A 12201-nucleotide genomic window follows, 5' to 3' on the forward strand; every position below is an offset into this window, starting at 1 on the left:
CAAACAAGAAACACAACCACCAGAACCAACATCCTGTGAAGTTATTTTCCCTGTCAGCCCCTCGCGGCGACTTGGATAAGCTTAAGCGATTAGTAAACACATTGCAAATTCCAGGTTTATTGCAAAAGTCTTTGCAGGTACGGCGCGGTTTTTATGAGCGACACCATGACACATAACTCGACCAATGTTTGCGTGATAATCACGATCGGAACTGCCTCAAAACCATCCGGAAGCGCTAAAGCAATCGGCATAACAACTAAGGAATTTCGGGTGACACCAGAAAATACTGCTGCCAGCCCGTCGTCGATACGCAAATTAGCTATCCTTACGGCAACAATTCCACCCGTCACCATGATTATTGCGAAGACGACATAGATAACTATCGCAGGTACAAGATCGCGGCCTTCGCGGAACACATCTGCACCGTGCGTCGCGGTGATCGCGAATAACGTCACCATCATCAACGGCACCATCGCGCCATCTAAGCTGATTCGAGTGTGTCTTGCTATCTTTCCGATGCGCCGGTGCCGCGATATGCGTTTCCACCACTGCAGTAACCACGCACAACCCAGTGGAATAGCCAACATCCCCACAACGGAACGCAATAATGGTTCCATTGCAGAATCAACAAATTCCGCACCAATCAACCGCGGGAGTAGCAGACTGAGCAGTATTATTTGCAGCACGAACAACAACGGGGTGATCGCCAATAAGCGATGATTTGCGGCTCCCGCCATGCCTGAAAAGGGCACAACGTAGTCGATGCACGGGGCAAGCAAGACCAAAATAATTCCGATGAGAATCACCTGGTCACCACGTACAGGCAGCACTAAGACCCAAACAACACACGGCACGACGAGAAAATTTAACGCCAATATTACCGCGGTTAGCCGTGGGGCTAATCGCACTCGCCGTAGCGGCAGCGCGGAAAACGTCGACAGCATCAGGAGACCAAGAACCGGACCGACCAGCTTTCCCAAGTCCCACGGGGAGACGAAAAGGCCGAACAGTATCGCGGCCACATAGAAAAGAACCTGGTGTTCAACGAGGAAATCTATCCAACGCTGTATTTGCTGTGCCACCAGGTTCTGAATCATCAATTCGCCATCATATTTTCGCTGTCACATTCTCACCGTCGTCGGTTCTTTTAGTGGTAGCAGGCCAGCAGACCGTCCGGACCATCAATCACGGCGATGTCCGTATTAAAAATCTCGGTAAGAATGTGATCCTTCATGACCTCGTCTGGAGTACCGAACTCGCAAATCTGGCCGTCTTTTACCGCGCAAATATAGTCCGCGTAGCGTGCAGCGAAGTTAATATCATGCAGCACCAGGATGATGGTCCGCCCGAACTCGGGACCTACTTGTTTCAGGTGACGCATCATCTCGACTGAATGTGCAATATCAAGGTTATTTAGCGGTTCGTCGAGAAGCACATAATCGGTTTCCTGACACAACACCATCGCGACGTACGCGCGTTGGCGCTGCCCACCCGATAGCTGGTCCAAGTAGCGGTTTTCCAACTCAGTGAGATTCAGAAAATCGATGTACTTCGAAATGATTTCTTCATCAGCAGGTGTCAAGCGACCTTTGGAATACGGGAAGCGCCCAAACCCGACGAGCTGACGCACCGTCAAACGCGTAATGAAGTGATTTTCCTGGCGCAGAATGGAAACGATGCGCGCTAAGTCTTTCGACTTTGTATTAAAGATGTCTGCGCCGCCGACAGTGATCTCTCCGGAATCCGGCTGCAGTAACCGCCCGATCATCGTGAGCAAGGTTGATTTACCCGCGCCGTTCGGGCCAACGAGCGCAGTGATGCCACCGGCGGGAATCTCCAGATTCACCGGGCCGATCTCTACGTCACTGCTATAGGCCTTGTGCAGGTTTCGGAGGGTAATCACAAGCGTCCCTTTCTCAAAATGACAAATAGGAAGACCGAGCCGCCAACCAGCTCGATGACAATCGAGACGACTCCCTGGGCATAGAAAACGTGATTGAGCACGAAATACGCACCAGTGAGTACGGAAAATGCGGTCAATACCGCCATGGGGAAAATGAAACGATGGTCAAAGGTATCGGCAAATTGATAAGCCAACGTCGCTACCAAAAATCCCAGGAAGGTCATCGGTCCGACCAATGCCGTCGAGACCGCCATCAGCACCGATACCAAAATCAGCGTACCAATCGACCACAGCTTATAGTTCAGGCCCAGGTTCATCGCAGCGTCTTTGCCGAGCCCCAGCACATTCAACCGGCGCGAGAAAACGAACAATAATCCAGCCGCCCCCAGGCAGAGCGGAATAGCTAATGGATAATATTCCGTATCAGCATTGTTGACCGAACCAAACATCCGTGCGGTTAACACATCGAATTCGGACGGTGTGAGCATGCGCTGCATGAACGTCGAAATAGAGCCCAGACCGCCTCCGATAATGATGCCGACCAGCAACATGGCGTGCATATTTGCATGCCTTCCGGTCAGCAACCAGGAATACAGAATCAAGGAGAGCAGAATCATCACGACGATCTGGAACACGAACGTCGACAAAGTGCGGGCGTTATGCAGTCCGGCTGCTCCCAGGAAAAACACGGTTGAGGTATGAATCAGCACATACAGCGATTCAAACCCCATGATCGAAGGGGTAATAATACGGTTATTTGTGACGGTATGAAAAGCTACCGTCGCCATGGCCTGACAAATCGCGACCACCGCCATCGCAATCACGGAATTCATCCGCCGCTCGGCAATGAGCCAAAATTGCTCAGTGCCCACCGGCATCGGGTTCCCATAGGCCAAAAGGCCGAACCCGCAACCAGCAGCTATGACTGCGAGGACACCGAGAATAATCCAATATTTGCCAGCCGCGGCGGAATTTTGAAACGCAGAGGCACGGCGCTCTCTTCGTTGTTGCCCTTGGTTCTCGCTTATGTGTCGTGCCGGACTCATACCGTGTTCCACGCGATCCGAAGACTCGGCATCTCCCACCTGCGCAGGATCTGCTGTACGAGAAGTGTGTGCCGATACTTTATTTGTCTCAAGATTATCCACGGCGTGCCTGCCTAACAATCAGGGTGACAAAAACAATGGCACCAACGATGCCCAGAATGACAGAAACTGGCATTTCGAATGGACTGATAATCGTACGTCCGATGAGGTCGCACACCACCACAATCGCGATTCCGAGCAAGCAGACCCACGGAAGATTCGAGCGCAAATCATCGCCGCGGAACATTGAGACCACATTCGGCACAATCAAGCCCAAAAACGGCAACGCTCCCACCACGACTGTAACCACGCCGGTGGCAACAGCGATCAAGGCAGTGCCAGCCAATACGATCCGCGCATAATTAACGCCAACGTTGGTGGCAATGTCTTCGCCAAGCCCGGCAACCGTCAAACGATCGGCGAAGAAGAAAACCGCAACAGCGATCGCAACAACCACCCACAGCACTTCATATTGGCCTTTGTATACAGACGTAAACGAGCCCATAAACCAAATGCCCAACGATTGCAGCATATCGAATTGCAAGGCGAAAAACGTCGAGATCGACGAAACCACTGCGCCCAGCATGATGCCGATAATCGGAACTACCAACGATGACCGCAACGAGATTTTGCGTAAAAACAGGAAAAACACCATGGTGCCGACGAACGCAAAAAAGACGGCACCAATCATGCGTTCAAGCACCGACGCCGTCGGAATGAAGTACATGACAAACAGCAGACCAAGCCCAGCCCATTCGGTGGTTCCAGTGGTGGTCGGCTCCACAAATCGGTTTTGCGTCAATAATTGCATGACCAAACCTGACATCGCCATTGCGGCACCTGCCAATACCAACGCAATAGTGCGTGGCAAGCGCGTGATGTAGAAAAAGTCCGAACCATCAGCCGCTTCAAAGATGTTGTATTCGCCGACCATCAGTGATGCCAGCAGCAACGCTGCGACGACGGCGAAGCCGACGGCCAGTTTCCAGTCAAATAATTTCGTGCGTGTCTGCGCTCGCCGTGCTTGGGATTGCTGTCCCGGATCGCCGGGAGGCGCACTTGCGCCATCGGGGCTGCCAGGCGTTGTGGCAGTTGTCATGTCTTGTGCCTTCATTTCTTCATCATCGACCGATGCTCATGGCAATGCCGAGGCTACGAATTCGTAGCCTCGGCTGGCATTGTAGGCCTCACTTGTGCATCATTCGTCGAATAATGACTATTCGCGGGACGATCACTCGCACCTACAAACGAGAGCGGAAGAATTACTTCTTCGCTGCTTCGAACGCGTCAGCGATATCGTTCAAAATCTCAGTATAGGTAATGATGGATTCGTTGGTGTAGGTGTCTTCTGGTGCATAGACAATCTGTCCGTCTTTGACCGCAGCGACGTTACGCAAAGCATCGGAGCCTTCAATCACGTCTTTCGCTGCCTGGTAACCAGGTTCCAACCGTGCAGAAATTGCAGCGTCGCGGTCCAGTACGAACATCCAGGCTGGGTTCGAGTCCGCGATGGCTTCTACGGAAATATCATCACCCTTGTGGTTTTGTGATGCATCATCGACCTCGAGCGCAGGTTTCAAATCCAGCATGTCGAAAACCGGTCCATAGACACGGCCAAGGGACGGAGCGACATATCCAATCTCACCACCGGAGACATTCAGTGCCATCACACTGGATTCACCATCGTAGGCCTTCTTCGCGCGTTCGATCGCAGCATCGAATTCGTCGACAAGCTCTTGGGCATCGTCCTCATGGCCCAGGATCTCTCCGAGTGCCAATGCGTGGCGACGCAGCTCTTCCGCGAAGTCTTCGTCGTCACGAGGCTCAAACTCTACCAACGCAGCATCTGGGTTCAGCTGCTTGATGTCGTCATAGTGCGACTGGAAACGCTGTCCATTGATGATGAGATCCGGCTGTGCAGCAACCAAAGCTTCCAGGTCTGGTTCGCGGTGCATACCCAGATCGGCGACCGAATCGTCCTCACGGTAGGCATCAACCGTGTGCGGAATCAGTTGCTTCGGAGCAGCAACGAGGTCTACTCCCCACTTTTCCAAGATCTCGAATGAGCGGTTATCCGTTGCGGCAATGGCTTTGGCGTTCTTCGGAACTTCCTGAGTGCCGTGGTTGTCTTCGATGGTAATGGTGTCACCGTCAGAGGCAGCATCCGACGAAGATTCCGCAGCGCTTGATTCTGCCGACGTCGTAGCATCTGCGTTGGTGCTCTCGGCATCATCAGTGGAACAAGCTGTAAGAACCAGGCTGGATAGAGCAAGTCCAGTGATTACGGTATTACGGATCTTAATTGAAGCCATCTTCGTTCACTTCTCCTAGGGTGTAGCGTAAGTTCGCAACTCTGATAATTTTCTGTGTGACTAATTCACAAACACACAGTCGAAGCTTGACTTTATTAAGCACGGGTTGACTTAACAAGGGTTGGCTGGACTACTACACCCTTAGATGGACACGATTCATTAGCAAATCGTTACTTAACAAGCATTTTCCTAGGTTTTCCAATATTGCACCTACCCCCGCTAGTGATTTAAGCGACGTCACGCTTGCCGACGCGCCTGGTCTCAGTCCACGCGACTGCAGAAGATTCGGAGTAATTTGCACCCTTGTGTTCACGGAACAAAAGCGTAGTTTTAGGCTGTTACCGTAATCATTTTCGTGAGTAAGTACGAGGATCCTCTCATGTCTACATCTCAGCCGGCAACAGACTCCGGCACCACACCAGACGAAACCGGGCCAAATACCGGTTCCGCAACCTTCTTCGGCCACCCACGCATGCTGGCCAACCTGTTTTTCGTAGAAATGTGGGAGCGATTCTCGTTCTACGGAATGCAGATCATCCTGGTCTTCTACCTGTACTATTCAGTCGCCGACGGCGGACTGGGATTAGACAAGACAGCGGCTACCGGGGTTATCGGTGCATATGGAGGCATGGTATACCTCATGGCCATCGTGGGCGGCTACCTTGGGGATAAAGTACTCGGCCCTGAGCGCACCATGTTCTACTCTGCAATCGGAATTATGGCAGGCCACATCGCCCTAGCTTTGATTCCAGGTCTCGGCGGAGTTGTTTTCGGCTTAGTATTAATCGCCATCGGATCCGGAGGCCTCAAAACGAATGCGTCGGTACTTATCGGCTCGCTGTATAGCCTGACAGATAGTCGTCGTGACGCCGGGTTCACTATCTTCTACATGGGCATTAATATCGGTGCCCTACTGGGCCCTCTAGCAACGAATTTCGCCTGGGATATATCTGGTTTCCACCTCGGCTTCGGCATCGCCGCCATTGGTATGGCACTGGGCTTAACCCAGTACGCGTTGACGCGCAAAAATTTACCAGCGGAGGTACATCACGTTTCTAACCCTGCTTCACCCGGGGAGAAAAAGAAAGTACTAGTCGCCACCATTGCCTTCACCATCCTGATAGTAGTTTTGGTGGTCCTCGGACTAATCTCCCCGCAAAATATCGAATCGTGGGTGATTGGCTTAATCGCAATCTGCACCGTCGTGTTATTCGTAATTCTTTTCCGCAGCGACAAAGTCGACGAACAAGAACACTCCCGGGTGAAGTCTTTCGTCCCGCTGTGGTTCGGCAGTGTAATTTTCTGGTCCCTATACCAGCAACAGTTCACCGTCATGGCTATCTACTCCGATACCCGGTTGAATTGGAATATTTTCGGTATGGAACTCAAACCAGGTCTATTCAACTCGATTAACCCGTTGTTTATCATTTTGCTCGGAACACTATTTTCTGTGATGTGGACCAAAATGGGTGATAAGCAACCATCGATCGTTTCGAAATTCGCCCTAGGCCTGGTAGGTGCCGGCATTGCATTCGCAATCTTCTTACTGCCAAGCAGCCAGGACGTCGTCAACGTCGGTTGGTTGGTAGGCGTACTGTTCGTCATCACAATGGCAGAGCTAACCATCTCACCAACCGGAATCTCCTTGACCACGAAACTGGCGCCAACCGCTCACAAATCACAAATGATGGCACTGTACTGGACTTCCATCGGCATGGGTACGACGCTAGCCGGTTGGATGGCACAGTTCTACAGCCGCGAAAATGAGGTAGCCTACTTCTCGACGATGGCGATCATGTCACTGCTCGCCGGAATTGCAGTCTTCATCGGCCGCAAATCCATACTGACAATGATGCGTGGAGTACGCTAACTTCCTACCTGCGTCACCCACTCATCTTTCTGGCCAGACTGAAACCGCAGTGCTGGCCAAAACTTTCAGATCTTTGCTCAGGCCCGCTTATCTGTGCAAATAACAACTGAACCCCTCGAACACAACCGAGTCCACAACAACCAGTTGAATCCGTTATCTTGGAGTTTTCTAAGAAACTGAAGCAAACCTTTATCATCATGGCCTAAGCGAGTAACATGTTTTAGTGCAGTCTTGTTCTTCTATTTTGGAGTGTGATTTTTATGAAACTATCCCGCATTGCTATGAGTGGCATGCTTGCCGTTGCCACAACCATCGGAGTGACTGGTGTATCTTCCGCCTCTGCTGCGGAGTATCAGCCTCACTTCGAAGAGCATATTTTCACAGGTTCTTCCACATCAGCCGCCGCATTTCAGGAATGGTTCGCAGGTGAAGAGTTCGTACGTCCAACCACGGAAACTCGTGACCTCACTGAACTGAAAGTCAATGAGTTTCAGACCGCTCAAGCTGGCGATGTGATCTACAAGGATGATTCTGGCGAATTCTGGATCCAAGAGCCCGCCACCACCTAGAAACATCGCACGCAAACCACTGGAGTCCGTCTGGACCCCAGTGGTTCTTTTTTTATTCTCCATTGTGCGCTGCCACAAGTCCTGAATTTGGGACCATTTACTTCATAGTGCAGAGTTGCGGTTTTTCGTTTTGGAAAGCGGGGTAATAGGCAAAAACTGTGTCCCCACCACTGATACTCAAGGACGGATCGAACACAAGATAGCCCCTCACCTGCAAAAAGTGAGGGGCTAAAGTGGAGCTGCCGGGACTTGAACCCGGGTCCTTCGTTGCTTCGCCAGGGCTTCTCCGTGCGCAGTTCGCGCATGATCCTTACTCGGCCCTCCGACTCGCACGAACACGTCTCGGAAGATGGGCCCAGCCATCAGTGAGTGTCCCTACTGGCCCTGATGACTCAGCCAGCAGGCAAGCTCTTTAGTCGATGCCAGATTCCAAGCCAAGAGCATAACTTGGGCTGACAGACACGCGGTCGCTGCAGCTTAATTAGGCAGCGAGGGCGTAGTCACGCTGAGAGGTCTTCTCTGCGTTTATTGTATTTGTAACGCCGCTTACGGTGGCCGTTACCTTACACCGGCACGCTTCCCCTGGCTCAACAGACGAAGTCGAAACCAAATCAACCCCGTTGTCAGGGAAACCCTTGTAAGCGATCAGGCTACACCTGCTTGTGGGCCATGCGCAAGCTCGTGCAAGCTTAGGACTACACAACCCGCAGAGCATACTCGTTCTTGTCTGCGACCACATGCAGATTCGTCAGTTCGTTAGCATGAACCAATGCGCACGAAACTTTTTCTCACCTCTTCGCTAACCACCGCCCTACTGCTAGCAGCATGCGCTAGACCAGACAGTTCCAGTGAACTCCCGGCAACAGAGTCAACTGGAACAGCCGAGGCAACCGAAGCAACTCGAGCAACCGGGGCCAGCTCTGCAGAAACTACGCCTGCCGATTCGTCATCTGACGCGCAACGAAGCCAGTTCCCCACCGCAGAAAATGACGCGGCAGAACTGTTGGAAGGCATGACGGTCAGCAACCTCGTCGACAAGAAATCGCAGGAGACCGCGCATAAGGCACTAAAAGATGCAGGTGTGCCACAGGAAAGTATCGACGGTTTCTTCCGGCTTGTCGACGAATACAATCACGCCGTCCCCACCGGCAGCCTCATCAACGACGGATTCACCGACTACGGCACGCAAGACCCAGACTATGACGTCGAGGCAATCACCACGGCCTGGCAGCAGCATCACGCCAATTATGCTGGCACCAACTGTCGAATCAATACCTTTACGCTGGCCGATTCCCTATTCACCGTCAAAAACCAGGACAACCCAAACGAGTCTTTGTTGTTTATCGACCAGGAGTCGCTGAACAACGCGCCAGGAGAAATTCTGGATGAGCAAGAGCGCCGCAAGTTCGCTGCGTTCTATAGCAATATCCCGACAACGATAGATCAAGACCCGGCACAGCACATCGCCGATATCCAGGCGCATTTCGACGAGCGCGGGATCGAATTCGCCGACACCGCCGCCCGGGTGATTTCAATGTTCTCGCACGACTCGCTCACCGACCCGGCGACGCTGTTCATTGGGCACACCGGCGTCGCAGTACCGCTGGACGACGGTTATCTGTTTCTAGAAAAAATCGCTTTCGATATGCCGTACCAAGCCATCACCGTGCGGGATATGCAGCAGCTCAACGACTATCTAATGCACAAATACGACGATGGACCAGGCCTAGAATATGGCCGCCCCATCATCTTCGATAACGACAAAGTCATCGACGGTATGCGCTTTGCCAAGCGCTAGTACCCGGGTTAGCTAACCTAGCTAGGCACAAGACGAACCAGTCAGCAACGCCGACCAGTCTCACAACACCTTCCGGAGTGATCCGCTTAGCAGAGAGTATCGGTGTTTTTATCCCCGTTAACGTATTGCTGCAGCGCATATGTGATAGCGGTAACGTATTCGGTAGCACCAATCGGATCCGGGTGGATACCGTCCTCGCGCAACGCCCCTGGGGTGTGCATCGCGTGGGTGCACCAGTCCGCAATATACACATTGTCGTAGGTCTTAGCTGCCTCAATGATTTGCTCGCGGGCGCGCGGCATCCAGGATCGATCACCATATGGCAAAACCATAACGACGGTGCGGTCGTCACCCATGATCTCCATCATCGACGCAATATCGCCCGGATGGGCCTCGCTATTGGTCCCGAATCCGAGGACCACCGTGTCGCGCAGCAGTCCTTGCGAGGCCAGAGATGATGCAACTTGCACACCCACTCCCCATGCTCGAGAGACATCCGCATCAACATAAATGCCTGGGTATTCTTCGTTCAACGCCAGCAACGACGCCAGCATCACCGAATCACCGATGGCGGTAATTTCGTCACCGGCGGGCATGCTGCGATCGGAAACGTCTTCCTTATTCGGCTTGTCCTTCGATTTCTCACGATCGCTAGAACTGCCCGTGGAGCTGCTGTCGTCGCTGTTTTTCTCGCTGTCGCTCTTCTCAGTATCTGTATTTTTGGCGTCATCAGTTTCAGCGTCATCAGTTTCAGCATCGCCAGTTTCAGCATCGCCAGCTTGCTCCTGCATCTCTTGGCGTTGCTGCCGGTTGTGCTCAGCAAGCGCATCCAAATCTTGCTCCAGCTGCGTTTTATCTGATGAATTCACCACCGCGTAGGCAGTTCCGCCCACCGAGCCAACGGTAAGCACGAGTCCAGCCATCCAAGCAACAGGCGCTTCGGGTGAGGTCGTATTGGAAGCCGAAGCCTTGCGCGGACGATGCGCCCAGATAACTGCAAAGACTGTGCCATAGCCCTTGCGCCGGAAAGGGCTTTCTATCCAGCGGTAGCTCAATTCCGATAACCCTAGCGACATTGCCACAGCTAAAAGACCCCACCAGACAGCATGGCTGTCCAGTGTCTCCTCCGGCGTCAGCTCGCGGATAATCATAATGACCGGCCAGTGCCACAAGTAAATGGAAAACGACCGCTGCCCCAGATAACGCATCAGCCGGAATTCGAAGATCCACCGCAGTGGAGCGACTTCATAGACCACTGCGTAGATCATTCCGGCGCCTGCCAGACTAGTAATGAACAGACCTCCCCAATACGGGAAATTGCCGTCATCAGCCATCACAAACAGCTGCACCACATAGATTGCTGTAGCCACCAGGCCGATTAGCGACGCCACGAACCGTGCCCGTGTTAGTTCTAACACGGGCCAGGAATCACGTGTCGGATCAGCTTTGCTGGTGGTCAGCAACATCGCCAAGACAGCTCCGACCAGCAAGCCAAACGCATGAGTATCGGTGCCGTAATACACACGAGTGGGGTCAGCATCCGGGGAATAGACCACCGCCATGGCTATCGCCGAAGCTACCGCCGCCAGCAGTGATGCCAGCGCAATATGCAATCGCTTGCGCGCACCCCACACGGCCAGCAACGCGAACAATACTAAAGGCCACAGCAAGTAGAACTGCTCTTCTACTGCCAGTGACCAATAGTGCGCAAAGACTTCGACCTCGCTATCAGCAAAATACGAGGCCGACGTAGCGATCTGCGTCCAGTTGCTGACAAAAAACAGTGAACCCAAAAATTGCGTGCGAATATCGACCGCAAAATCGCCCCCAATAACACCGACGATCGCGGTGCAGACCACGAGCACCACGATTGCCGTCGGCATGATGCGGCGCAGGCGACGAACCCAAAAATCCTTCAGATTCACCGTGCCGGTGGTGTCATATTCGCGCAACAACAACGAAGTAATCAAAAAGCCCGACAGCACGAAGAACATGTCAACGCCTAAATAGCCACCGGGCAATACGTCACCAAAAAAGTGGTAGATCACAACGGCTGCAACAGCCAAGCCGCGCAAACCATCTAAGCCAGGAACTTGTCGCAACCTCGCACGCGTTTGAGACATGGGTGAAAGACTACATGCTTTAAGCGTTAATTCCTTTAACGCGGCGCCCCAGTTCACGAGAAACTTCACGGTTGATATCGCGGCGTTTAATATCCTCGCGTTTATCGCGGTTGAGTTTGCCTTCTGCGAGGGCAATCTCACATTTAGCCTTACCGTCTTTCAGGTAAACCTTCAGCGGGATCAGCGTACGCGAACCATCGCGGACTTGCCCCATCAGCTTGTCAATCTCGCGCCGGTGCAGCAACAGCTTGCGTGTGCGCTTCGGCGAGTGGTTCGTCCAATGCCCCATGGAGTATTCCGGGATGTGCAGGTTACGTAACCAAATCTCGTTTTTGTCCAGAGTGGCGAAGGCGTCGACAAGCGAAATTTTTCCTTCGCGCATGGCTTTAATCTCGGTGCCTACCAGCACCATTCCGGCCTCATAAGTATCGAGAATCTTGAAATCGTGACGTGCCTTGCGGTTGGTTGCTAGAACCGCTGAATTGGCCGCCACCGCGTTCTTTTTCGCCTTGTTGCCCTTTTTCGCCATAACAGCTGCAAT

General features: G+C 52.7%; 10 protein-coding genes and 1 other RNA gene. 3 read left to right on the forward strand and 8 right to left on the reverse strand.

Annotation, left to right across the window (positions count from 1 at the left end; genetic code table 11):
• Positions 1 to 116: 116 nt before the first annotated feature.
• The 5 genes from QP888_RS10490 to QP888_RS10510 all read right to left on the reverse strand — a co-directional run bounded on the left by QP888_RS10490 (position 117) and on the right by QP888_RS10510 (position 5300).
• Positions 117 to 1097 carry an arsenic resistance protein gene (locus QP888_RS10490; protein ID WP_284813515.1) on the reverse strand — a complete coding sequence of 327 codons (981 nt, stop codon included), beginning with the start codon at positions 1095 to 1097 and terminating at the stop codon, positions 117 to 119.
• Between the two features lie 50 nt (positions 1098 to 1147).
• Complete coding sequence (locus tag QP888_RS10495; RefSeq protein ID WP_284813516.1) at positions 1148 to 1903, reverse strand: iron ABC transporter ATP-binding protein; 756 nt, start codon at positions 1901 to 1903, stop codon at positions 1148 to 1150.
• Positions 1900 to 2949 (reverse strand): iron chelate uptake ABC transporter family permease subunit, encoded by a 1050-nt coding sequence (locus QP888_RS10500; protein WP_284813535.1) that lies wholly within the window; start codon positions 2947 to 2949, stop codon positions 1900 to 1902. The genes QP888_RS10495 and QP888_RS10500 overlap by 4 nt, the downstream gene beginning before the upstream one ends.
• Before the next feature lie 94 nt (positions 2950 to 3043).
• Complete coding sequence (locus tag QP888_RS10505; RefSeq protein WP_284813517.1) at positions 3044 to 4087, reverse strand: ABC transporter permease; 1044 nt, start codon at positions 4085 to 4087, stop codon at positions 3044 to 3046.
• A gap of 163 nt (positions 4088 to 4250) precedes the next feature.
• Positions 4251 to 5300: a siderophore ABC transporter substrate-binding protein gene (locus QP888_RS10510; RefSeq protein ID WP_284813518.1), complete on the reverse strand. Its 1050-nt coding sequence runs from the start codon at positions 5298 to 5300 to the stop codon at positions 4251 to 4253.
• A 379-nt stretch (positions 5301 to 5679) separates the two neighbouring features.
• Here QP888_RS10510 and QP888_RS10515 point away from each other — a divergent pair, with 379 nt between their 5' ends.
• Together QP888_RS10515 and QP888_RS10520 are read left to right on the forward strand one after the other, a co-directional pair.
• Entirely contained in the window at positions 5680 to 7170 is a 1491-nt protein-coding gene (locus QP888_RS10515) for a peptide MFS transporter (protein WP_284813519.1), read from the forward strand.
• Between the two features lie 260 nt (positions 7171 to 7430).
• Positions 7431 to 7739, forward strand: coding sequence for a hypothetical protein (locus QP888_RS10520; RefSeq protein WP_284813520.1), 309 nt, complete (start codon positions 7431 to 7433; stop codon positions 7737 to 7739).
• A 231-nt stretch (positions 7740 to 7970) separates the two neighbouring features.
• Here the strand turns inward: QP888_RS10520 and ssrA are convergent.
• Positions 7971 to 8358, reverse strand: a transfer-messenger RNA (tmRNA) gene (gene ssrA, locus QP888_RS10525).
• A gap of 150 nt (positions 8359 to 8508) precedes the next feature.
• On the opposite strand from ssrA, the gene QP888_RS10530 reads away from it, so the two are divergent.
• Positions 8509 to 9537: a DUF4300 family protein gene (locus tag QP888_RS10530; protein ID WP_284813521.1), complete on the forward strand. Its 1029-nt coding sequence runs from the start codon at positions 8509 to 8511 to the stop codon at positions 9535 to 9537.
• A gap of 86 nt (positions 9538 to 9623) precedes the next feature.
• Here QP888_RS10530 and QP888_RS10535 read toward each other — a convergent pair whose 3' ends face one another.
• Positions 9624 to 11660 (reverse strand): acyltransferase family protein, encoded by a 2037-nt coding sequence (locus QP888_RS10535; protein WP_284813522.1) that lies wholly within the window; start codon positions 11658 to 11660, stop codon positions 9624 to 9626.
• Between the two features lie 19 nt (positions 11661 to 11679).
• Entirely contained in the window at positions 11680 to 12189 is a 510-nt protein-coding gene (smpB, locus tag QP888_RS10540; RefSeq protein ID WP_144737788.1) for an SsrA-binding protein SmpB, read from the reverse strand.
• Between the last annotated feature and the right edge of the window lie 12 nt (positions 12190 to 12201).

Origin of the sequence: Corynebacterium sp. MSK297, assembly GCF_030232885.1 — a bacterium.
Taxonomy (GTDB): domain Bacteria; phylum Actinomycetota; class Actinomycetes; order Mycobacteriales; family Mycobacteriaceae; genus Corynebacterium.

Bases quoted from the DNA above. Each gene is read 5' to 3' on its own strand.
- smpB (WP_144737788.1), bottom strand. From the start codon at position 12,189: ATGGCGAAAAAGGGCAACAAGGCGAAAAAGAACGCGGTGGCGGCCAAT.
- QP888_RS10520 (WP_284813520.1), top strand. From the start codon at position 7,431: ATGAAACTATCCCGCATTGCTATGAGTGGCATGCTTGCCGTTGCCACA.
- QP888_RS10500 (WP_284813535.1), bottom strand. From the start codon at position 2,949: ATGAGTCCGGCACGACACATAAGCGAGAACCAAGGGCAACAACGAAGA.
- QP888_RS10505 (WP_284813517.1), bottom strand. From the start codon at position 4,087: ATGACAACTGCCACAACGCCTGGCAGCCCCGATGGCGCAAGTGCGCCT.
- QP888_RS10535 (WP_284813522.1), bottom strand. From the start codon at position 11,660: ATGTCTCAAACGCGTGCGAGGTTGCGACAAGTTCCTGGCTTAGATGGT.
- QP888_RS10515 (WP_284813519.1), top strand. From the start codon at position 5,680: ATGTCTACATCTCAGCCGGCAACAGACTCCGGCACCACACCAGACGAA.
- QP888_RS10530 (WP_284813521.1), top strand. From the start codon at position 8,509: ATGCGCACGAAACTTTTTCTCACCTCTTCGCTAACCACCGCCCTACTG.
- QP888_RS10510 (WP_284813518.1), bottom strand. From the start codon at position 5,300: ATGGCTTCAATTAAGATCCGTAATACCGTAATCACTGGACTTGCTCTA.
- QP888_RS10490 (WP_284813515.1), bottom strand. From the start codon at position 1,097: ATGATTCAGAACCTGGTGGCACAGCAAATACAGCGTTGGATAGATTTC.